A 21011-nucleotide genomic window follows, 5' to 3' on the forward strand; every position below is an offset into this window, starting at 1 on the left:
CCATGACGCCGACCACTCTCTCCGTCGTCGTGCCGGTGCGTGACGGCGAGCGCTTCATCGCCGACGCGCTCGCCTCGCTCGCCCGCAACGCCCGGCACGACTTCGAGTTCATCGTCGTGGACGACGGCTCCGTGGACGCCACCCCGGACATCATCGCCGACTTCGCCCGCGACCTGCCCGGCCTGGCCGTGCTGCGCAACCCCGCCCCCGTGGGGCTGGCCGACGCCCGCAACACCGGGCTGTCGGCCGCCTCGGGGCGGTTCGTCACGTTCATGGACGGCGACGACTGGCTGGCGCCCGGCTACCTGGCCGGGCTGGTGGCGGCCATCGACGGGCTCGGCTGCGACTTCGTCCGGGTGGACCACGTCCAGGTGGAGGGGCGCAAGCGGGTGGTGCACCGGGCCCCGCTGTCGCGCCGCGGCGTGGTGCTCGACCCCCGTGCGGCGATCCTGCCGGCGGGGGTGCGGACCATGGTGGACTACCCGTACGCGTGGGCCGGGGTCTACCGGCGTTCGCTGCGGGACCTGCTGCACTTCCCCGGCTCGCTGCACACCGCCGAGGACCGGCCGTGGATCTGGCGGCTGCACCGGGAGGCGGCCACGTTCGCGGTGGTGTCGATGGCCGGGGTGTTCTACCGGCGCCTGGTGTCCGGCTCGCTGACGCAGATCGGCGACGAGCGGCAACTGCACTTCTTCGACGCCTTCGAGCTGGTCCTCAAGGACCTGGAGCCGGAGTTCCTGCCCAAGGCGGCGCGCAACTTCTGCGCGCTGCTGGCCCACCACCTGGAGCTCGCGGGCCGGTTCACGCCCGCGCTGCGGGCCCGCTTCGAGGAGCGCGGCGCGCAGATGGTCCGCGGGCTGCCGTCCGCGCTGGTGGCCGACGCGGTGTCGCGGATGGCCGTCGAGCGGGAGGCCCTGCTGCGCGCCCTGGTGCCCGACATTCCCCCCAGCCCCCACGTCCGGATCCGCCGGGATCGGGAGGACTCCTGATGAAGGTCTTCTACGCCTCGACGCTGTTCGGCGCCATGTCGCTGGCCGCCGCGATCGACGACGGCCGCTTCGGCACGGGCCGGCGGGTGCTGATCGTGTCGAACAACGCGGCGATCCCCGAGGTGTCGGTGCCGCTCGACGCCGCGCCCGGCTTCGCCGTCCTGCGCTCGCGCTTCGACGAGGTGCACTCCTGGAACGACCTGATCGCCCCGCTGCACCCCTCCGACTGGCGGGCGCGGGTCATCGAGGTGCCGATGTTCGAGCGGCTGATCCGCTCCCACCTGGCCCTGGACGACGTCGAGGAGCTGGTGCTGGAGTCGATCGCGGTGCCGCCCGCGCGCACGATCGCCGGTCTGGTGCGCGACTGCCCGATCACCGTCTACTCCGACGGCCTGATGAGCTACGGCCCGACCCGCGACCCGCTGCCGGCCGAGATCTCCCGCCGCATCGAGCGGCTGCTGCACCTGGACCTGGTGCCCGGCCTGACCCCGCTGCTGCTCAGCGAGTACGGCGTGCCGCCCGTGGTGCTGCCCGAGGAGCGTTTCCTCGCGGTCGTGCGCGAGGTGGCCGCCACCGCGCCGGACATGCTCTCCGGGCAGGCGGTCATCCTCGGCCAGTACCTGTCGGCCCTGGAGATCGTCACGCCGGAGGAGGAGGCCGGGCTGCACGCCTCGATGCTGGGCGCGCTGGTCGCCCGCGGCTGCACCAGCGTGGTGTTCAAGCCGCACCCGGCCGCCGGACGCCGGCACGCGCAACTGCTGCGCGCGGCGGCCGAGCCCCTGGGGGTACGGCTGACGGTGGCCGGGGAGAGCGTGCCGGCCGAGGTGTGCTTCGCGGCGCTGCGGCCCGAGCTGGTCGTGGGCTGCTTCTCCACCGGCCTGGTGACCGCCATGCGCTACTTCGGCCTGCCGGTCGCCACCTTCGGCACCGGCCTGGTGCTGGACCGGCTCACGCCGTACGAGAACAGCAACAGGATCCCGGCCACGATCGTGGACGCCCTGCTGCCCCGGCTGGGCGCCGACGGAGTGATCGACCGGCCGCCGCGCACGGACCTGCCGGCGCTGGTGCGCGCGGTCGGCTACTGCATGCAGGCCGACGCCTATCCCGAGCTGCGCCCGTCGGGGGTCGCGTTCGACCCGCGCTACTTCAAGCGCAAGCGCCTGGAGACGCTGGGGCTGGCCGAGCCGCCCTCGGCGCTCTCCAGGCTGCGCAGGAAGATCAGGTCAGCGATCTGAGGTAGCGGCGCACCCGCCGCCTGGCCCGGTAGCCCGCCCGCAACATCGTGGGCGGCACCTCCACCCGCAACCTGGCCCGGCGGCGGGCCGCGGCGTGCTCCGGGCCGTCCAGCAGCGAGCGGGCGGGCGGCCGCCCCCCTTCCGCGGCCAGTCCGGCCAGCAGGTCCGCCCAGTCGTCGCGCCCGGCGGGGTGGAAGTAGTTGGCCTCGCACCACCGCGGCTCGGCCGGGCGGAAGTCGCCCAGGGCCAGGTCGTCGAGCGTGCCGAGCAGGCCGCTGCCCTCGAACACCAGGTTGATCATCTCGGCGCTGACGCCGAAGTCGCTCAGCACCAGCGACGGCACGCCCATGGCGACGGCCTCCAGCGCGGCCGTCGAGCTGACCGTGACGAACCCGGCCGCCCGCGAGAGCTGCTCGTGCATCGACCCGGCCGCGAACGTCAGCCGGCCCGGCTCGCCCATCTCGCGCCAGAGCCGCTGGTAGTGGTGGCGTTCGTTGTGCGTCTGGCGCTCGTGCTCCAGGGCGCGCAGCTTGACCACGACCTCCAGGCCGGGGCGGCGTCCGGCCAGCTCGGCCAGGGCCCGCAGCACCCGCTCGCGCTCCTCCCGCGCCCGCGGCACCTTGGCCTGGGTGGCGAACACCACCCGGTCGCCGCCGCCGGCCGCCGCGCCGGGCCGCAGGAACGGCAGCCGGGCCAGCCCGACCGCCCCGCCTCCGCCGAGCCGCCCGGCGATCTCGGAGAACTCGGCCACCTCGCGCTCGCTGTGGACCACGAACAGGTCGCAGCCGCTGCGGAACAGCCACGCCTTCTCCGTGGCCGGGACCGAGATGCCGGGCAGCCCGCTGACGAACACCGGCCGCGCCCGGCCGTCCGGCCGCAGCCCGGCCAGCACGTCGGCCACCAGCACGTCCACGACCGGGCCCGTGCAGCCGACCAGGATCGCGTCGGGCCTGGTGCGCTCGGCCAGGCGGCGCAGGGACCGCGCCGAGAGCACCGGGGGCGCCGCGCGCCCGCCCACCGCCGCCGCGATCTGCTCGGCCGAGGGCGCGATCGGGGTACGCACCACCACCAGCTCCGTGTCGCAGCCCGGGGGCAGGTCGTCGAGCAGGCAGGCCGCCCACTTCAGATACGAGTCGGAGTCGGCTACCGCCAGCACCCTCACCTGGAAGCTCCTGTCAAGTGCGATCGCAGGTCGGGGGCCGCCCTGCTCGTCCACCAGTCGTCGGGAACGTCCACCGGCTCGACCTCGACACCGCGCGGGCCGAGCAGCACCCGCAGCGAGGTGATCGCGGTCGAGGGAAGGCTGAGCACGCGCTGCCCCGCGTCAAGGCCGCGCAGCGTCAGCTCGGCCGGCACGCCCGCGTCGTGCACGGTGATGCCGGGACGCTCCCTGATCAGCGCGAGGTCGACGGGGTCCTCGCGGCGGTGCGGGTAGTAGGCCAGCGGCTCGCGGCCGGCCAGGTCGGTCAGCCAGCGCAGGTAGCGGTCGCGGTGCACCAGGCCGTTGCGGACCAGGGAGGTGCCGAGGACGACCGTGCGCTCGGCGGGGCCCTGCGTGCTCGGCGGCTGGGCGCGCAGCCAGGCGAAGTCGTGGTGCACGAGGTCGACGCCCGCCTCGCGGACGGCGTCGGCCAGCTTCTCGGGGACGGGCAGCGCGGTGAAGACCGAGACCCGGCTCATCCGCAGCCGCAGCGCGGCGGCCAGACCTAGCAGGGCCCGCGCCCGCGACGGCGTCGCCCGCGCCCGCAGCAGCGGCCGGTACGGCCCGGCGGCCAGCAGTTCGAGCAGCCTGAGCGTGGCCAGGCCGTCGTCCACGACGACGATGCGGCCGGGGTCGGAGGTCAGCCAGCGCACCTGGACCTTGCCGGAGAACGCGTCGCCCACCGCCTGGACGCGGCGCGGCATGCGCTCGCGCGGCTCGTCCAGCACCAGGCCTGGAGGCAGGTCGAGGCGGCGCAGCTCCTTGCGGGTGGCGCGCAGCGGGCGCAGGCCGGCGCGCGGCACGACCACGGTGTCCGGGCCGAGCAGCCCGGCATGGTGGGCCTCGACGGCGCACAGCATCTGGAGTGGAGACTCCACCCAGGCCGACGCCTGTCTGACCACTCTGTTCCCCCAGCCGGTGGAGCGCCTTGCACGACCCGTCACAAGCTAACCCGGCCTGCTTAAGCCGCAAGAAACGACACGTGAACAATGGAGGGTATGAACTCGCTGATGCTCAACACCGACGGTGTGCAGATACCACAGCTCGGCTTCGGCGTCTGGCAGGTCTCTGCCGACGACGCCGAGCACGCCGTGACGACCGCGCTGCGCGCGGGATACCGGCATGTCGACACCGCCGCCGCCTACGAGAACGAGGAGGGCGTCGGCCGGGCCGTGCGCGCCGCCGAGGTGCCACGGGAGAAGGTGTTCGTCACCACCAAGCTGTGGAACGGCGACCACGGGCGGGCCGAGCAGGCCTTCGACGAGAGCCTGGCCCGCCTGGGCCTCGACTACGTAGATCTTTTCCTGATCCACTGGCCGGTTCCGGAGCAGGACAAGTACGTGCAGGCCTGGCGGGCGCTGGAGAAGATCTACCGTGACGGCCGGGCCAAGGCCATCGGCGTCTCCAACTTCACGGTCGCCACCCTGACCCGGCTGATGGACGAGACCGACATCACGCCCTCGATCAACCAGATCGAGCTGCACCCGTACTTCCAGCAGCGCGAGATGCGGGCCTTCCACGAGGCCAACGGCATCCTGACCGAGGCGTGGAGCCCGCTCGGGCAGGGCAAGGGGCTGCTGGCCGACCCGGCGCTGCGCGTGCTGTCGGAGAAGTACGGCAAGACGCCCGCGCAGATCGTGCTCCGCTGGCATCTCCAGCTCGGCAACGTGGTGATCCCCAAGTCGGTCACCCCGGCGCGGATCGAGGAGAACATCGACGTGTTCGACTTCATCCTCGACTCCGAGGACCTGGTGGCCATCGGCGCGATGAACTCTGGGCGGCGCATCGGGCCCGACCCCGACTCGTTCAACCTGACCTGAGCGCTCTACGATCTCGGGCGTGCGAGATTTCACCTGGGGAATAGCGGCGACCGGCGGCATCGCGCGTACCGTGGGGGCGGCCATCGTGGCCGAGCCCGGCATGCGGGTGGCCGCCGTCGGCTCGCGGAGCCTGGTCAGGGCGCGGGCCCTGGCCGACGAGCTGGGCGCGGAGTCGGCCTACGGCTCCTACGAGGCCCTGTGCGCCGATCCGGCCGTCGACGCGGTCTACGTGGCCACGCCGCACGCCCAGCACCTGGAGGTGGCCGAGGCGGCCATCGCGGCGGGCAAGTCCGTGCTGTGCGAGAAGCCGCTGGCGGCCAGCGTGGCCGACGCCGAGCGCATGGTGGCGCTGGCCCGCGCGGCCGGGGTCTTCCTCATGGAGGCCATGTGGATGCGGTTCAACCCGCTCATCCAGCGGGTGGCGGCCGATCCGCGTTTCGGGGAGATCCGCTCGGTGCGGGCCTCGTTCGGGTTCGCGCTGCCCTACGACCCCGCCCATCGGCTGTGGGCGCCGGAGCTGGGCGGCGGGGCCCTGCTCGACCTGGGGATCTACCCGTTCGGGCTGGCGCAGCTCCTGCTCGGCATGCCGCGTGAGCTGCGGATCACCGGCTCGCTGGCGCCGAGCGGGGTCGACGCGGAGGCGGGCGGGGTGCTGCTCTACCCGGACGGACGGCGGGCGCTGGTGGACGTGTCCCTGCTCGCCCATCACGCCAACGACGCGAGCGTGGTGGGCACGTCGATGCGGGCCGACATCCTGGCGCCGTTCTGGGCGCCGCAGCGGGTGCTGCTGTCGGGGCCGTCGATGGAGACGGAGGAGCTGGTGCTCGACCCGGCCGACAACGGGTACGCCGGGGAGCTGCGCGAGGTGCGCGCCGCCACGGCCGAGGGCCGGACCGAGAGCGCCGTCATGCCGCTTGACGAATCCCTTGCCATGATGGGGCTTCTGGCCGACGCGCGGGGGCAACTCTCCTAGCTGCGCCTTTAGGCACTTGCCTTCTTCTTGCCCGATGTATTACCTTGTGGGGCATCTCGCGGCAGACGTCCGGTTTGTCCGGCTTTGTCCAACCATCGCAAGACATTTCGCAGGATCGTCCTGCGACCGCTGAATCCGCCTCCGGGCGGAACCGGGGACCCACGTCCTTTGGGGTGAATCGGCACTTCGGTGCCGTAGGGCAGCTTCCACGTCCGAACCCGTCAGCTAACCCGGTAAGCGGCATGGAAGCAAGGAGTAATGCCCTCGATGGCCAAGCACCGTCCCATCCGTGCCCCGAAGATCAACCACCTCCGCGCCGCGCTCGGCGCGACCATCATCGCCACCGCGATCGGCGCCCACGCCACCGCCGCCGGCGCCGACAGCGTCGACCCGGCCGCCTCCACCGGCCACTCGGCCGTCGCGCCGCAGGCCGCCGCCCAGACCGGCAGGGCCGGGGAGACCCAGGTCAACGTCACCGCCGCACAGGTCCTGGCCGTGGCCAAGGCCCAGGTCGGCATCTCCGAGAACGCCTACGGCGGCGGCACCAAGTTCCAGAAGTGGTACGCCGACTCCCAGCGCGCCGCCGAGACCGTCGCCCGCGACGGCGGCAGCCGCCAGGACTACGTGAACGCCGCCTGGTGCTCGATGTTCGTCTCCTGGGTCGGCGAGCAGACCGGCGCCCGCCCGCAGGTCGGCTGGGACGCCTGGACCGTGGCCCACGCCAAGTGGTTCGCCGCCAACAAGCGCTGGGGCACCGAGGCCAAGCCCGGCGCCGTCGTCTTCTTCTCCTGGGGCGGCAGCAAGAGCCTGGACGCCATCCAGCACGTCGGCTTCGTCGTCAAGGACAACGGCAACGGCACGATCTCCACGGTCGAGGGCAACACCGGCAACGGCAAGGTGGAGGAGCGCGTCCGGCCGAAGTCGCAGGTCGTCGGCTACGGCTACCCGCAGTACGCGGGCTGACCTCCCCTGCTTCGAGCGCGGCTTCGAGCGCGCGTCCCGCACGAGGGACGCGCGCTCGCCGCGTCTCAGGGCCGGACCGCCACCAGCGAGTACAGCACCGGCAGGTGCGAGTCCCCGAACGGCAGCCGGTAGCGGCCGTCCTCGCCCTCGGTCAGCAGCCCGCGCGGGTCCAGCTCGGCGGCGACGTGCTCGCCCAGCTCGGCCACCGTGAGCCCGGCGCGCGCCGCCGCCGTGACGATCTCGCCCGCCGAGTACGAGTACTGGACGGTCTCCTGGGCCTCGGTCACCACGCCGGCGTCGGCGTACGTGCCGGTCACCATCTCGCGGTGGGCCTGGCCGCCGCCGTAGGGCCAGTCGGCCACCAGCGGGTCGAGCGAGGCCACCGTCTGGTAGGCCGGATGCAGGTCGACCAGCACCAGCCGCCCGCCGGGCCGCAGCGCCATGGCCGCGCCGCGCATCCAGGCGGCCAGGTCGCCGATCCAGCACAACACGCCGTACGTGGCCACGGCCAGGTCGAAGCCCCCGGCCAGCGACTCGGGCAGCCGCTGCGTGTCGGCCTCCACGAACGTGGCCGCCAGCCCGGCCTCGGCCGCCAGGTCGCGGGCGCGCGCGACCGCCACCGGGGAGAAGTCGACGCCGGTCACCCGCGCTCCGAGCCGCGCCCAGCTCAGCGTGTCCATGCCGAAGTGGCACTGCAGGTGGAGCAGGTCCTTCCCGGCGACGTCCCCCGCCAGGCGGCGTTCGAGCGCGTAGAGGGTCTGCCGGCCGGCGAGGAAGGCGTCCACGTCGTAGAACCTGTCGGCGGGCGTGGAGCCGTGGACGCGGGCGCGCTCGTCCCAGAGGGCCCGGTTGGCGGGGAGGCCGGCTGCTGCGGGTTGGGGCATGGGCCGAGGATGGCACATCGGCCACGCGGTCGCACGACCGGTACCGTGCCCTGGACAACGAACGATCCGCCCCCCGCGTGTCGATCCGGCGGGCGCCCGTTCGACGCTCGGGTGAGACCGGCTCCGCGGCGCGATCGCGGGCGGAAGGGACGGCAGAGTGAAGTTCATGATCGTCGGCAAGGCCAGCGCGGAGACCGAGGCGGGGGCGGTGCCCAGCCAGGAGGTCGTCGACAACATGCACGCCTACAACGAGGCGCTGACCAGGGCGGGGGTGCTGCTGGCCGCCGAGGGCCTCTACCCGAGCTCACAGGGCGCGCAGATCGCCTACAGCGGCGGCCGGGCGAAGGTGATCGACGGCCCGTTCGCCGAGGCCAAGGAGCTGATCGCGGGGTTCTGGCTGATCCAGGTGAAGTCCAGGGAGGAGGCCGTCGAGTGGGCCCTGCGCGTGCCCGTCCCCGAGGGCTGCGACGGGATCGCGCTGGACGTGTGGCGGGTCTACGACGCCTCCGACGCGCCGGACGCGGCCTCGTCCGACCCGGTGGACGTCGAGCGGGAGCGGGCCATGCGCCGGCGCCTGGGCACGTGGGAGCCCTGACCGAGGCTTGCGGACCCCGGGCGGCGGCTGGTGTCATGTGCCGATGACGGCTTCCGAGGCACCCCGGACGATCGAGGCGGTGACGGCCTCCGACGCCCACCGGGCGGTCGAGGCCGTCTGGCGGATCGAGGCCGCGCGGCTCATCGCCGGCCTCGCCGGGCTGGTCCGCGACGTCGGCCTGGCCGAGGAGCTGGCCCAGGACGCGCTGGTCGCAGCCCTGGAGCAGTGGCCGGAGTCGGGCGTGCCACGCAACCCGGGCGCCTGGCTGATGACGGTCTCCAAGCGCCGCGCCGTCGACCTGATCCGCAGGAACGAGCGCATGTCCCGCAACCTGGCCGAGCTGGGCCACCGGCTGGAGAGCGCCGAGGAGCCGCCCGAGCCCGACGAGATCGAGGACGACCTGCTCCGGCTGGTCTTCACCGCCTGCCATCCGGCGCTGTCGATGGAGGCGCGGGTGGCTCTGACCCTGCGGGTGCTCGGCGGCCTGAGCACCGACGAGATCGCCCGCGCGTTCCTGGTGCCCGAGCCGACCGCCGCCCAGCGGATCGTGCGGGCCAAGCGCACCCTGGCCGACCGGGAGGTCCCGTTCGAGGTGCCGCAGGGCGCCGAACTGGCGGGACGGCTCTCGTCCGTGCTGGAGGTCATCTACCTGATCTTCAACGAGGGGTACTCGGCGACGGCGGGCGACGACTGGATGCGCCCCGGCCTGTGCGAGGACGCGCTGCGGCTGGGCCGGGTGCTGGCGGGGCTGATGCCCGCCGAACCCGAGGTGCACGGGCTGGTCGCGCTCATGGAGATCCAGGCGTCCAGGGCGGCGGCCCGGGTGGGGCCGTCCGGCGAGCCGGTGCTGCTGCTGGAGCAGGACCGCACCCGGTGGGACCGGCTGCTCATCGGGCGCGGGCTGGCGGCGCTGGCGCGGGCCGAGAAGCCGGGGGGCGCGTCCGGGCCGTACACGCTCCAGGCCGCCATCGCGGCCTGCCACGCCCGCGCGCTCGATCCCGGCGACACCGACTGGGTGCGCATCGCGAGCCTGTACGAGTCGCTGGCCCGGCTGGCCCGCTCCCCCGTCGTCGAGCTGAACCGGGCGGTGGCGCTGTCGATGGCCTACGGCCCGGCGGTGGGCCTGGAGCTGCTCGACCAGATCGTGGACGAGCCGTCGCTGAAGGGTTACCACCTGCTGCCGAGCGTCCGCGGCGACCTGCTGTTCAAGCTGGGCCGGCGCGGCGAGGCGCGGGCGGAGTTCGAGCGGGCGGCCTCGATGACCCGCAACTCCCGCGAGCGGGCCCTGCTGCGCGAGCGCGCCGCCGCCTGCTGAGGAACGGCGATCCCCTCTGCGGAGGGCGGACGTTGGAACGCGCCAGGCGGCCGTCACGCTCCGTGACAGCCGGGCCTGACCGGAGCAAGCACCCAGGGTCCGGGCGACATGCCCTTGATGCGGCACGAAAGACGTCTCTTGAGGTGGGAGCGCTCCCAAACGGCCTTTCGCGCCCTTTATGCCCTTGAATCCTGATTTTGGGGCGCAAAACGCACCATTGGTAACGGTTCCGTTTCGGTGGATTGACGGACACAGCCGGTAAGTGCACCCTTTGTGGGAGCGCTCCCAAACACTCCCACCGCGGCGGAGCGCGTGCCGCGGTGCACCTCCCCCACCATTCACCCGAGAAGGGGTCTCCCATGATGATCAGCAAGCGTCGCGGTCTGGCCGCGGCCTCAGCCCTGGCCGCGGCGGCGCTGACCGTCGCGTCGTGCGGCAGCGGCGACACGCCGGCCGCCGGCAGCTCCCCCGCTTCCTCCGCGGCGGCGGCCGAGCCCGTCACCATCCGGGTGCAGACCTTCGGCGGCGGCTCCAACTTCGGCTACAAGAACGCCATCGAGAAGTGGAACGCCGAGCACAAGGACATCCAGATCAAGGAAGAGCACCTGACCGACCAGTTCGAGCAGCAGTACTGGCCCCAGATGATCCAGTGGCTGCAGTCCGGCAACGGCGCCGGTGACGTCGTCGGCATCGACGAGGGCGGTATGGGCCTGGCCAAGGCGCACCCCGAGTGGTGGGCCGACCTGAAGGAGTACGGACTTGAGGGCCGCAAGGCCGACTACCCCGCCTGGAAGTGGGAGAACGGCGTCACCGCCGACGGCAAGATCTTCGGCCTCGGCACCGACATCGGCGGCATGAGCCTCTGCTACCGCGCGGACCTGTTCAAGAAGGCCGGGCTGCCCACGGACCGCGAGAAGGTCGCGGCGCTGTGGCCGACGTGGGACGACTTCATGAAGGTCGGCCAGCAGTTCCAGGCGAAGGTGAAGGACACCAAGTTCACCGACGGCACGAACACGCTCTACAACGTGGTGCTGTACCAGGAGGCGGCCAAGAACGGCAACGTCGCCTACTTCGACAAGGACAACAACCTCATCGTCGACAAGAACCCGGCGGTCAAGGCGGGCTTCGACTTCGCCTCCAAGCTCAGCCAGTCCGGCCTGACGGCCAAGCTGCGCAACTTCACCGACGAGTGGGCGGCGGGCACCCAGAAGGGCGCCTTCGCCACGGTCGGCTGCCCGTCCTGGATGCTCGGCGTGGTGTCGGGCAACGCCGGTGACGGCATGAAGGGCAAGTGGGACGTCGCCTCGGTGCCCGGCGGCGGCGGCAACTGGGGCGGCTCGTGGGTGGCCGTGCCCAAGCAGTCCAAGCACCCGAAGGAGGCCGCGCAGGTCGCCGACTACCTGACCAGCGCGCAGACCGAGGCGAGCATCTTCACCGACTTCGGCAACATGCCGAGCAACAGCAAGGCCCAGGCCGACACCGCCGTGCAGGGCGCGAAGAACGAGTTCTTCAGCGACGCCCCGATCGGTGAGATCTTCGCCAAGTCGGCGGAGAGCCTGCAGCCGGTCTTCCTCGGTGTGAAGCACGCGCAGGTCAAGAACGCGGTCGAGTCGGTCATCCAGGGCATGGACGACGGCTCGGTGGCCTACGACAAGGCCTGGCAGCAGCTGGTCGACGACGCGGTGAAGGCCGCGGGCTGATCTTGCTCCGCCCGGCCCGCGATCCGCGGGCCGGGCTTGCCGCCGAAAGGTCTGTTCATGAGCTTCGACTCCCATCCGCGGCCGGTGCGGACGAACCGCCGCCGTGCCCGCCCTCCCGGCCGCCTCTGGCGTTCACGACTTGACGTCAAGGCCATGCCGTACGCCCTGGTCTCCCCCTACTTCCTGCTGTTCGCCGCCTTCGGGCTGTTCCCGCTGGCCTTCACGCTCTACTACTCGCTCTACGACTACGACCTGGCCGGCGACACCAAGTGGGCCGGGCTGGGCAACTACGCCGCGCTGCTGACCGACGAGGACTTCTGGAACGCCGTCACCAACACCGTCGGCATCTTCCTGCTGGCCACGATCCCGCAGATGCTGATGGCCCTGTTCCTGGCCAACGCGCTGAACAAGAAGCTCCGCTGGCGCCTGCCGATCCGCATGAGCGTGCTGCTGCCGCTGGTCACCTCGGTGGTCGCGGTCGCGGTGGTGTTCACGCAGCTGTTCGCCCGCGACTGGGGCCTGGTGAACTGGGTCCTGGGCATGTTCGGCGGCGAGAAGATCAACTGGCGAGCCGAGCGCTTCCCGTCCTGGCTGGCCATCGCCGCGATGGTCGACTGGCGCTGGACGGGCTACAACGCCATCATCTTCCTGGCCGGCATGCAGACGATCCCCAAGGACCTGTACGAGGCGGCCGCCATCGACGGCGCGTCCCGGCGGCGGCAGTTCTGGCAGATCACGCTGCCGATGCTGCGCCCGACGATGATCTTCGTGGTGCTCAACTCCACGATCGGCGGCCTGACGCTGTTCTCCGAGCCGACCACCTTCTACAACGGCAACGTGGACGGCGGCTCCCAGGGCCAGTTCCAGACGGTGGCGATGTTCGTCGTCAAGCAGGGCTTCCGCGAGTTCGACTACGGCTACGCCGCGGCCGCCGCCTGGCTGCTGTTCCTGCTGATCCTCATCGGCGCGGCCGTCAACTTCCTGTTCGTCCGGCGGATCGGAGGCGCCAAGTGACCGCCTGGAAACCGACCGTCATGACGCGGGTCATGCTGGGGGTGGCCATCTTCCTGTCGGCGTTCCCGCTGTACTGGATGCTGGTCATCGCCTCGCGCACGAACTCCGACGCCGTGGCGGTGCCGCCGAAGTTCCTGCCCGGGGGCAACCTGGGCGAGAACATCGTGGCGGTGCTCAACAACGAGGACGCGCACTTCCTGCTCGGCCTGACCAACTCCTTCTTCAGCGCGGCGATCGTCACGGTCTCCGTGGTGATCATCTCGACCCTGGCCGGGTTCGCCTTCGCCAGCCTGCACTTCAAGGGCCGCAACATCCTGCTGCTGCTCGTGCTGCTGACGATGGCGGTGCCGTTGCAGCAGATGGGCGTGGTCCCGCTCTACCGCATGATGGTGAGCCTGGAGTGGACCGGCACGCTCAAGGCGATCATCCTGCCGTACCTGCTCAACGGGTTCGGCGTGTTCCTGATGACGCAGTACACGCGTCAGGCCGTGCCGAACGAACTGGTCGAGGCGGCCAGGGTGGACGGCGCGGCGACGCTGCGGATCTGGTGGAACGTCGTGCTGCCGGCCGTGCGTCCGGGCATGGCGGTGCTGGGCATCAACACCTTCATGCTCATGTGGAACGACTACATGTGGCCGCTGATCGTGCTGACCCCGGACAACCCGACCGTGCAGATCGCCATCAACTCGCTCAACGCGCGCTACTCGACCAGCTACTCGCTGATCTTCGCGGGTACCGCGCTGTCCATCATTCCGCTCATCGCGGTATTCGTCGCATTCGGCCGCCAGATCGTCGGCGGACTCATGGAAGGTGCGGTCAAGGCGTGACGACACAAGAGGAACAGATTCGTCCCGGGCTGCGCTTCCCCGCCGGCTTCGCGTTCGGCGCGGCGACCTCGGCGTACCAGATCGAGGGCGCGGTCACCGAGGACGGGCGCGGCCCGTCCATCTGGGACACCTTCACCAAGACGCCGGGCCGGGTGCTCAACGGGCACCACGGGGACGTGGCCATGGACCACTACCACCGCTACCGGCAGGACGTCGCCATCATGGCGGAGCTGGGCCTGACGGCCTACCGCTTCTCGGTGTCCTGGCCCCGGGTGCAGCCGACCGGCTCGGGCGCGGTCAACCAGAAGGGCCTGGACTTCTACAAGCGGCTCACGGACGAGCTCCGGCAGAACGGCATCGACCCCTGGCTGACGCTCTACCACTGGGACCTGCCCCAGGAGCTGGAGGACAAGGGCGGCTGGCCCAACCGCGACACGGCCTACCGCTTCGCCGAGTACGCCTCGATCGTCCACGAGGCGCTGAAGGACCACGTCCACACGTTCAGCACGGTCAACGAGCCATGGTGCGCCGCGTTCCTCGGCTACGCCTCGGGCGAGCACGCCCCGGGACGGCGTGAGCCGCGCAACGCGATCAGGGGCGCGCACCACCTCAACCTCGCCCACGGCCTGGCCGTCCAGGCGATGGACGCGCGCCGCGTCGGCGGCTGCGTCAACCTGTACGCGATCTCCCCCGAGACCGGCAGCGAGGCCGACCTGGAGGCGGCCCGCCGCATCGACGGCCTGCAGAACAGGTTCTTCCTCGACGCGCTGCTGACCGGCCGCTACCCCGAGGACGTCCTGAACGACATCCCGATCGACGACGACCTCGTGCAGCCGGGCGACATGAAGATCATCAACGCTCCGATCGACGTGCTGCTGGTGAACTACTACAGCCGCTTCACCGTCTCCGGCGCGCCCGGCGGCAAGGCGTCGGCGGCGGCGGCCCCCACGGACACGGCCTCGCCGTGGGTGGGCAGCGAGCACGTCTCGTTCGTCAACGGCGGCCGGCCGGTCACCGCGATGGGCTGGGAGATCGACGAGGGCGGCCTGGTGGAGGTGCTCACCCGGGTGGCGCGGGACTACCCGCCGATCCCGATGGTGGTCTCCGAGAACGGCGCCGCCTTCGACGACGTGCTGGCCGACGGCCGCATCCACGACGCGCAGCGGCAGGCGTACGTGGAGGCGCACCTCGGCGCGTGCCGGGAGGCGATCGACGCGGGCGTGCCCCTGCAGGGCTACTTCGCCTGGTCGCTGATGGACAACTTCGAATGGGCCTGGGGCTACGGCAAGCGCTTCGGCCTGGTCCACGTCGACTTCGACACCCAGGAGCGGCTGCTGAAGGACAGCGCGCACTGGTACTCGGAGATCATCCGGCACAATAGGCGACATGAACCGACCGACTCTTGAGGCAGTCGCGGCCCGGGCCGGTGTGGGCCGGGGCACGGTGTCGAGAGTCATCAACGGCTCGCCGAACGTCAGCGCCAAGGCCCGCGAGGCCGTCGAGCTGGCCATCCGCGAGCTGGGCTACGTGCCCAACAGGGCGGCGCGTGCTCTCGTCACGCGCCGCACGGACACGGTCGCCCTGGTGGTGTCCGAGTCGCAGTTCCGGGTCTTCGACGAGCCGTACTTCGCGGGCACCATCCGCGGCATCGGCTCGGCGCTGGCCGAGACCGGGCTGCAGCTGATCCTGGCGATGGCGCGCTCCCCCGAGGAGCACGAGCGGCTGGAGACCTACCTGACGGGGCAGCACGTCGACGGCGTGCTGCTGCTGTCGCTGCACGGCGCCGACCCGCTGCCGGGCAGGCTGGAGGAGATGGGCGTGCCGACCGTGCTCGGCGGCAGGCCCGTCGGCCTCGACCCCTACAGCTTCGTGGACATGGACAACCGGGCGGGGGCCAGGCAGGCGGTCAAACACCTGCTGGGCCTCGGCCGGGCCGCGATCGCCACGATCGCCGGCTCCCAGGACATGGGCGTGGGCGTCGACCGTCTGGCCGGCTACCGCGACGCCCTGCTGCCCTCGGGGCTGCCGGAGATCGTGGCCTTCGGCGACTTCTCCGAGGAGAGCGGCGCCACCGCCATGCAGGAGCTGCTGGAGAGCCATCCCGATCTCGACGCCGTCTTCGCCGCCTCCGACCCGATGGCCCTGGGCGCGATGCGCGTGCTCAAGGCCGCGGGCAAGGCGATCCCGGGCGACGTGGCGGTGATCGGGTTCGACGACTCCAAGGCCGCGCTGCACGCCGACCCGCCGCTGACCACCGTCCACCAGCCGACCGAGGCCATGGGCCGGCAGATGGCCCAGCTCCTCGTGGCCCGCATCAACGGCGAGGAGCTGCGCCAGCCCGTGGTGATCCTCGACACGCACCTGGTTCGCCGAGAGTCGGCCTGACCAGGGGATATCCTGGCCCGGCTGCTCGCAGGCCCGACGAAAGGACCTTCTCCGTGCCCCAGCTCGAAGGCGGCGGCTACACCGCGCAGATCAGCCCGCGTGGCGCCGCGGTCAGGACGCTCAGGCACGGCGGGCGCGACCTGGTGACGACCTGGCCCGAGCAGGGCCCGGTCCCGTACTTCGCGGGCACCGTCCTTGCTCCTTGGCCCAACCGGGTGGGCGGCGCCCGCTACACCTTCCAGGGCCGCCCGTACCAGCTGGAGGTGACCGAGCCCGACCGCGGTCACGCGCTGCACGGCCTGGTCGCCGTCGTCGACTGGAAGGTGGCCGAGGCCGAGGCCGATCGCGCGCGCCTGACGTACGAGCTGGCCGGGGCCCCCGGGTACCCGTTCACGCTGGCGCTGTCGGTCGAGCACCGGCTCGGCCAGGGCGGCCTGACCACGACGGTCACGGCCCGCAACGCCGGCGAGGCCGACGCCCCCTACGGCTGCGGGCCCCACCCGTGGCTGCTGGGCGAGGAGCTGGAGCTGCCCGCCGCCCGCTACCTGGAGACCGACGACCGGTTGCTGCCGGCCGGCCTGGCCGACGTCGCCGGCACCCCGTACGACTTCGGCAAGCCGCGCCCGGTCGGCGACACCGTGATCGACCACGCCTTCACCGGGCTCGACCGCGGGGAGGTGCGGGTCGGCGGGGTGCGGCTCGCCTGGGACCCGGCCGTGCTGCCCTGGGTGCAGGTCTGCACGAGCCGGCAGCTGGGTTACGAGGGCGTCGCGGTCGAGCCGATGACCTGCCCGCCCGACGCCTTCAACTCCGGCACCGACCTGGTCGTGCTGCGGCCGGGCGACGAACACGTGGCGAGCTGGACGATCAGCGCCGCCTGAACCCGGAAGGGGCCCACGTGGACAGTAGGACCAAGCGCCGCTTATCGCCCGCCGAGCTCGACGCGCTGGCCCGGCGGGCCGTGGGGGCGGGCGTCTTCACGGCCACCGAGCTGACCGACGGCTACGCCAACGCGGTGTGGCGGCTGACCCTGGAGGACGGCCGCGAGGTGGTGCTCAAGCTGTCGCCCTCGCCCGATCTCGACCAGCTCAGCTACGAGCGCAACCTGCTGCGCATGGAGGCCGCCGCCTACGAGCTGGCCGCCGCCGCGGGCGTGCCGATGGCGAAGCTGCTGGTGGCCGGGTTCGACGACCCGGTGCTGGGCGGCGACTACCTGATGCTGAGCGCCCTCGACGGCGTCTCCTGGAACGACGTCAAGCCCGAGGGCGAGCGGGCGCTGCGCCGGGAGCTCGGCCGCCACCTGGCCGCGTTCAACGCGGTGACCGGCGAGGTGTTCGGCTACCCGCACGCCGGGATCGTCGGCTCGACCTGGCGGGAGGCGTTCCTGGCCATGGTGGGCGCGCTGCTGGCCGACACCGAGCGCTACCCGACGCCGCTGCCCCGCCCGGCCGCCGAGATCATGGCGGCCTTCGAGCGGGCCGCGCCGGTGCTGGACGAGGTGACCACGCCCTGCCTGGTGCACTTCGACGTGTGGGCCGGGAACGTGTTCCTCGACCTGACCGGCGAACCGCGCATCCAGGCGATCATCGACCACGAGCGGGCGTTCTGGGGCGACCCGATCGCCGAGTTCGTCACCCCGACGATCTTCGACGAGCTGCGCGAGGACGACCCGCTGCTGGCCGGCTACCGCGAGGTGACGCCGCTGGAGCTGACCGCCTCGGCCCGCGCCCGGCTCGACCTCTACCGCGCCTACCTCTACCTGATCCTGCTGGTGGAGAACGGACCCCGGCAGTACCCGGAAGCCGAGTACGCCAGGGTCCGTGATCTGGCCGTCAGCTCACTGGCGGAGGTCCTGGACCGCCTCGTACGGCTTCCCCTTGACGCCCGCTGACAGCTTGCCGCACTGACCGCCGCCCGCGCCGTTCACCTGGTTCGGCACGCCGAGGTCGGCCGGCGCCGGGGTGTTGCCGGTGCAGGCGAGCGCGCCCTTGACCGCGACGCCCGACAGGATCGGCGCGGTGTTGCCGGTGAGCACGGCCGCGCCGCGCAGTTCGCCGCCCACGACGGTGAGCTGCCGCGCGCCCGTGACGCTGAGCGCGCCGTCCACGCGGGTCCTGATCAGGTGCACGGCGGCGGGCCCGGCGGCGGTGAGGGTGCCGCTGATCCGGCCGCCGTCGGTCACCAGCGAGGCGCCCGCCTTGACCGTGACCGGGCCGGTGACCTGGGCGTCCTTCAGGCAGGTGACGCCGTCGGCCACGGTGAGCGGGCCCCGGTGCGCGCCGGTGACCGTGCGGTCGCAGGCGGGCGGCGGGGCGATGGTGGTGACGGTGAAGCTCTTGGCCTGCCCGTAGTTGCCGGCGGCGTCGATCGAGCGGTATTCGACGGTGTGCCGGCCGCGCGGCAGCTTGCCGTAGACGAGGGAGTCGATGACCGTGCCCTCCTCGGTGAACGTCCAGGGCAGCTCGGAGGAGGTGGGCCAGCCGAAGTAGTTGAACCAGCCGTCGCCGTCCACCCGGGACTCCGAGACCACGTACCCGTCGCGGTCGTCGTCGCCGGTGAGCTTCATCGTGAACGGGGCGTTGTAGACGTAGGTGTCGCCGGAGCGGGCGAGCGGCTCGGACAGCTCGTACCCGGTGGTGGGATCGGCGGCGTCGACCTGCCAGGTCAGCGTCGTGCCGCCGAGGGTGGCCGTGAGGGTGTGCGCGCCGGGCGTCAGGCCGGCCGCGCCCAGGTCGAACTCGGCGCCGGTGCCCGCCTGCCTGTCACCGTCCAGCGTCCAGGTGACGGCGGGGACGGTCGCCGCCGGGTGGGTGGTCTCCACGTAGACGACGGCGGCGCGCCCGGCCGGGCGGTCCGTCGGCGTGGACGACACGATGCCCGCCTGGACGCCGTCGGGCGGCGTGGTGAGCGTGGTGTCCACGGTCCAGGTGCGCGTCCTGGTCATGGCGGCCCTGACCGCCGGGTCCCGGACGAACTCCGTGGGGTCGGCGACGGTGGCGGTGACCGTGTGCGTGCCGGGGGCCAGGCCCAGGGTGCGCAGGTCGAGGACGTCGGCGTCGCCGGGCAGGTTCTTGCCGTCCACGGCCCAGGTGGTGGTCAGCGAGTGCCCGGCCGGGCGCATCGGCTCGATCCAGAGCACCCGGTCGGCCCCGACGGGCGCGGACGTGGGCGCGGAGTCCTGGATCAGCATGGTCTTGGCGGTGATGCGCTGGGTCATGACCTCGCGGCTGACCTGGTCGAAGTAGTAGCCGAGGGTCTTCATCATGGAATGCCTGCTCGGCCGCCACACGCCGCTCGTGTAGTACATGCCGCCCTCGAAGCGGGCGATCGGGCCGCCGGACTCGCTGTCCTCGCCCAGCCACCGCCACCACTTCCTGCGCTGGTCGAGCATCTGCTGCTCGGTCAGCAGGCTGTGGTGCGCGCTGGACGGCTCGGAGCCGCCGTAGGTCCCGCCGGGGACGCCGCGCTGGTAGTAGTCGTACTCGTCCTGGAGGCCGCCCAGGGAGTGGCCGAGCTCGTGCGGGCTGATCAGGGCGGACATGGAGTTGCTTCCGGAGGCGGTGGCGTAGCTGCCGCCCGCGCCGCCGTAGGTGCCGCTGTTGGCCAGGGCGAGGATCTGCCGGTTGCCCGACGTCGTCCCGGTGACCAGGTTGGCGAAGCGGGTGGCGGCGGAGTTGTCCATGGTGATCAGGCGCTGCACGCTGCCCGGGTTGCACCCTCCCCAGAAGCCCATGCTCAGCGGGGTCGTACGGCGGGGCGCGTCCAGGCCGGGGTCGCAGCTCACGCCGGACTCGCCGGAGACGATGTCGATCCGGTAGACGTTGATGTAGTCCCGGTAGGTCTTGAACGGCTCGATCGACCACATCACGTTGAGGTGCCGGTCCACGTCGGCCCGGAACTTCGCCTGCTCGGCCTCGGTGTAGCCGTCGCCCATGACGATCAGGTTGAACCGCTTGGCGGGGGCGCCGGTGACCTGGACCGGCACGACCGTGGCCGCGCCGGGCCCGTCGGCGGCCGCGGACGCGTGGGCGGATGGGACATATAAGACGGCGGCGGCCAGCACCAGGGCCGCGAATTTACGCATGTCATGCACTATCGGCCCGAAAGGTGCAGGAGTCTCATCCCATAAGGGCATAACTCCGGAGTGATAGCTTCTGCGAGATGCAGCTCGAACTGAGACATCTCAGGACGCTGCGCGCCATCGCCGACCAGGGCAGCGTGACCAGGGCCGCGGCGGCGCTCGGCGTCTCCCAGCCCGCGCTCACCGCCCAGCTGGGGCGGATCGAGCGCCTGCTCGGCGGCGCGGTCTTCACCCGGGACCACCGCGGCGTGGCGGCCACCGCGTTCGGGGAGTTCGTGCTGGCCAGGGCTCGGGTGGTGCTCGCCGGGGTGGACGATCTGCTGGCGGCGGGGCCGTACGAGCTGGCCGGGCAGTCGATCCGGGTGGGCAGCTTCGAGAACCCCGTCGTCGTGCCCCTCGTCGCGAACCTGGCGGGCGCGCTGCCCGAGGCGCGCATCACGCTGCAGACCGAGCACTTCGTCCGGGTGCTGGTGGACATGGTGGCCAACGGGCGGCTCGACGTGGCCCTGGTGGCCGACTACCCCGACCACGAGCTGCGGCCCAGCCCCGCCATGGGCATGGGGGTGGTGGCGGTCGAGCCGGTGTTCGTGGCGCTGCCCGCCGCCCATCCGCTGGCCGGGCGGACGGAGGTGGAGCTGGCCGAGCTGGCGGGCGAGCCGTGGGTGCTGCCGCCGCCCGACGGCATGGGGTGGCCGGAGCACCTGCTGGAGGCGTGCGGGCGGGCCGGGTTCACACCGCGCGGGCGGTACCAGCTCGTGGAGGCCGGGGTGCGGCGGGAGCTGATCGCGGCCGGGCACGCGGTGTCGGCCTGCCAGGCGCTCTACGACCCGGGTGAGCGGGTGGCGGTGCTGCCGCTGCGCGGGAACCCGCTGTGGATGCGGCAGGTGCTCATCTGGCGGTCGTCGTTCGCGGCGCACGCGCCGGCCCTGCTGGAAAGCGCCCGCGCCGCGCACGCCGCCGTCGCGGCCCGCAGCACGGCGTACACCGCCTGGACCGCCCGCTACGGCCGCCCGCCCCTCACCTCCTGAG

The 21011-nt window shown here is 72.2% G+C and carries 19 protein-coding genes and 1 riboswitch; of the genes, 15 read left to right on the plus strand and 4 right to left on the minus strand.

The features are described 5' to 3' along the window. The first annotated feature begins 2 nt into the window (after positions 1-2). Both ACIA8R_RS38440 and ACIA8R_RS38445 read left to right on the plus strand, forming a co-directional pair. On the plus strand, positions 3-989 hold the full coding sequence (locus tag ACIA8R_RS38440) for a glycosyltransferase family 2 protein (protein ID WP_357695885.1): 987 nt from the start codon (positions 3-5) through the stop codon (positions 987-989). After that, positions 989-2224 (plus strand): polysialyltransferase family glycosyltransferase, encoded by a 1236-nt coding sequence (locus ACIA8R_RS38445; RefSeq protein WP_397042480.1) that lies wholly within the window; start codon positions 989-991, stop codon positions 2222-2224. The genes ACIA8R_RS38440 and ACIA8R_RS38445 overlap by 1 nt, the downstream gene beginning before the upstream one ends. Here the strand turns inward: ACIA8R_RS38445 and ACIA8R_RS38450 are convergent. After that, positions 2208-3386 carry a DUF6716 putative glycosyltransferase gene (locus ACIA8R_RS38450; RefSeq protein WP_397042481.1) on the minus strand — a complete coding sequence of 393 codons (1179 nt, stop codon included), beginning with the start codon at positions 3384-3386 and terminating at the stop codon, positions 2208-2210. The two genes, ACIA8R_RS38445 and ACIA8R_RS38450, sit on opposite strands and share 17 nt — an antisense overlap. Next, positions 3383-4303 carry a hypothetical protein gene (locus ACIA8R_RS38455; RefSeq protein ID WP_364094468.1) on the minus strand — a complete coding sequence of 307 codons (921 nt, stop codon included), beginning with the start codon at positions 4301-4303 and terminating at the stop codon, positions 3383-3385. The genes ACIA8R_RS38450 and ACIA8R_RS38455 overlap by 4 nt, the downstream gene beginning before the upstream one ends. Before the next feature lie 120 nt (positions 4304-4423). Between ACIA8R_RS38455 and ACIA8R_RS38460 the strand changes: the two genes are divergently transcribed. The 3 genes from ACIA8R_RS38460 (at position 4424) to ACIA8R_RS38470 (ending at position 7181) form a co-directional block, all read left to right on the plus strand. Further along, the gene (locus tag ACIA8R_RS38460; protein ID WP_397042482.1) at positions 4424-5245 is read left to right on the plus strand and encodes an aldo/keto reductase; all 822 of its coding nucleotides are present in this window, start codon (positions 4424-4426) and stop codon (positions 5243-5245) included. Positions 5246-5264: 19 nt separating this feature from the next. Then, entirely contained in the window at positions 5265-6218 is a 954-nt protein-coding gene (locus ACIA8R_RS38465) for a Gfo/Idh/MocA family protein (RefSeq protein ID WP_397042483.1), read from the plus strand. 117 nt (positions 6219-6335) lie between these two features. After that, positions 6336-6473, plus strand: a riboswitch (cyclic di-AMP (ydaO/yuaA leader). Positions 6474-6485: 12 nt separating this feature from the next. Beyond that, on the plus strand, positions 6486-7181 hold the full coding sequence (locus ACIA8R_RS38470; RefSeq protein ID WP_397042484.1) for a CHAP domain-containing protein: 696 nt from the start codon (positions 6486-6488) through the stop codon (positions 7179-7181). 65 nt (positions 7182-7246) lie between these two features. On the opposite strand, the gene ACIA8R_RS38475 is transcribed toward ACIA8R_RS38470, so the two are convergent. After that, on the minus strand, positions 7247-8065 hold the full coding sequence (locus tag ACIA8R_RS38475; RefSeq protein ID WP_397042485.1) for a class I SAM-dependent methyltransferase: 819 nt from the start codon (positions 8063-8065) through the stop codon (positions 7247-7249). Positions 8066-8231: 166 nt separating this feature from the next. Here ACIA8R_RS38475 and ACIA8R_RS38480 point away from each other — a divergent pair, with 166 nt between their 5' ends. From ACIA8R_RS38480 to ACIA8R_RS38520, 9 genes are all read left to right on the plus strand, one after another. Beyond that, positions 8232-8660: a YciI family protein gene (locus tag ACIA8R_RS38480; RefSeq protein ID WP_364094772.1), complete on the plus strand. Its 429-nt coding sequence runs from the start codon at positions 8232-8234 to the stop codon at positions 8658-8660. 43 nt (positions 8661-8703) lie between these two features. Next, complete coding sequence (locus ACIA8R_RS38485; RefSeq protein WP_364094485.1) at positions 8704-9975, plus strand: RNA polymerase sigma factor; 1272 nt, start codon at positions 8704-8706, stop codon at positions 9973-9975. Between the two features lie 359 nt (positions 9976-10334). Beyond that, positions 10335-11675, plus strand: a complete 1341-nt coding sequence (locus tag ACIA8R_RS38490; RefSeq protein ID WP_364094488.1) for an extracellular solute-binding protein — start codon at positions 10335-10337, stop codon at positions 11673-11675. 57 nt (positions 11676-11732) lie between these two features. Beyond that, on the plus strand, positions 11733-12689 hold the full coding sequence (locus tag ACIA8R_RS38495; RefSeq protein ID WP_397042486.1) for a carbohydrate ABC transporter permease: 957 nt from the start codon (positions 11733-11735) through the stop codon (positions 12687-12689). After that, entirely contained in the window at positions 12686-13516 is an 831-nt protein-coding gene (locus tag ACIA8R_RS38500) for a carbohydrate ABC transporter permease (RefSeq protein ID WP_397042487.1), read from the plus strand. Before ACIA8R_RS38495 ends, ACIA8R_RS38500 begins: the two co-directional genes overlap by 4 nt. Beyond that, positions 13513-14922 carry a GH1 family beta-glucosidase gene (locus ACIA8R_RS38505; protein WP_397042488.1) on the plus strand — a complete coding sequence of 470 codons (1410 nt, stop codon included), beginning with the start codon at positions 13513-13515 and terminating at the stop codon, positions 14920-14922. The genes ACIA8R_RS38500 and ACIA8R_RS38505 overlap by 4 nt, the downstream gene beginning before the upstream one ends. Beyond that, positions 14903-15901, plus strand: a complete 999-nt coding sequence (locus ACIA8R_RS38510) for a LacI family DNA-binding transcriptional regulator (protein WP_357695859.1) — start codon at positions 14903-14905, stop codon at positions 15899-15901. The genes ACIA8R_RS38505 and ACIA8R_RS38510 overlap by 20 nt, the downstream gene beginning before the upstream one ends. A 53-nt stretch (positions 15902-15954) precedes the next feature. Further along, a complete protein-coding gene (locus tag ACIA8R_RS38515) occupies positions 15955-16782 on the plus strand; it encodes an aldose 1-epimerase family protein (protein WP_364094499.1) in 828 nt (275 codons plus the stop codon). Positions 16783-16799: 17 nt separating this feature from the next. Continuing rightward, on the plus strand, positions 16800-17792 hold the full coding sequence (locus ACIA8R_RS38520; RefSeq protein WP_397042489.1) for a phosphotransferase family protein: 993 nt from the start codon (positions 16800-16802) through the stop codon (positions 17790-17792). On the opposite strand, the gene ACIA8R_RS38525 is transcribed toward ACIA8R_RS38520, so the two are convergent. Next, a complete protein-coding gene (locus tag ACIA8R_RS38525; RefSeq protein WP_397042490.1) occupies positions 17739-19985 on the minus strand; it encodes a M64 family metallopeptidase in 2247 nt (748 codons plus the stop codon). The genes ACIA8R_RS38520 and ACIA8R_RS38525 overlap by 54 nt on opposite strands. Before the next feature lie 77 nt (positions 19986-20062). On the opposite strand from ACIA8R_RS38525, the gene ACIA8R_RS38530 reads away from it, so the two are divergent. After that, complete coding sequence (locus ACIA8R_RS38530) at positions 20063-21010, plus strand: LysR family transcriptional regulator (protein WP_357695850.1); 948 nt, start codon at positions 20063-20065, stop codon at positions 21008-21010. Position 21011: the final 1 nt, after the last annotated feature.

It is taken from the genome of Nonomuraea sp. NPDC051191 (assembly GCF_044455665.1).
Classification (GTDB): domain Bacteria; phylum Actinomycetota; class Actinomycetes; order Streptosporangiales; family Streptosporangiaceae; genus Nonomuraea.

Excerpts from the sequence above, each read along its gene's own strand:
- ACIA8R_RS38470 (WP_397042484.1), top strand. The coding sequence starts at position 6,486 with ATGGCCAAGCACCGTCCCATCCGTGCCCCGAAGATCAACCACCTCCGC.
- ACIA8R_RS38530 (WP_357695850.1), top strand. The coding sequence starts at position 20,063 with ATGCAGCTCGAACTGAGACATCTCAGGACGCTGCGCGCCATCGCCGAC.
- ACIA8R_RS38475 (WP_397042485.1), bottom strand. The coding sequence starts at position 8,065 with ATGCCCCAACCCGCAGCAGCCGGCCTCCCCGCCAACCGGGCCCTCTGG.
- ACIA8R_RS38510 (WP_357695859.1), top strand. The coding sequence starts at position 14,903 with ATGAACCGACCGACTCTTGAGGCAGTCGCGGCCCGGGCCGGTGTGGGC.
- ACIA8R_RS38440 (WP_357695885.1), top strand. The coding sequence starts at position 3 with ATGACGCCGACCACTCTCTCCGTCGTCGTGCCGGTGCGTGACGGCGAG.
- ACIA8R_RS38525 (WP_397042490.1), bottom strand. The coding sequence starts at position 19,985 with ATGCGTAAATTCGCGGCCCTGGTGCTGGCCGCCGCCGTCTTATATGTC.
- ACIA8R_RS38460 (WP_397042482.1), top strand. The coding sequence starts at position 4,424 with ATGAACTCGCTGATGCTCAACACCGACGGTGTGCAGATACCACAGCTC.
- ACIA8R_RS38490 (WP_364094488.1), top strand. The coding sequence starts at position 10,335 with ATGATGATCAGCAAGCGTCGCGGTCTGGCCGCGGCCTCAGCCCTGGCC.
- ACIA8R_RS38485 (WP_364094485.1), top strand. The coding sequence starts at position 8,704 with ATGACGGCTTCCGAGGCACCCCGGACGATCGAGGCGGTGACGGCCTCC.
- ACIA8R_RS38495 (WP_397042486.1), top strand. The coding sequence starts at position 11,733 with ATGAGCTTCGACTCCCATCCGCGGCCGGTGCGGACGAACCGCCGCCGT.
- ACIA8R_RS38445 (WP_397042480.1), top strand. The coding sequence starts at position 989 with ATGAAGGTCTTCTACGCCTCGACGCTGTTCGGCGCCATGTCGCTGGCC.
- ACIA8R_RS38480 (WP_364094772.1), top strand. The coding sequence starts at position 8,232 with ATGATCGTCGGCAAGGCCAGCGCGGAGACCGAGGCGGGGGCGGTGCCC.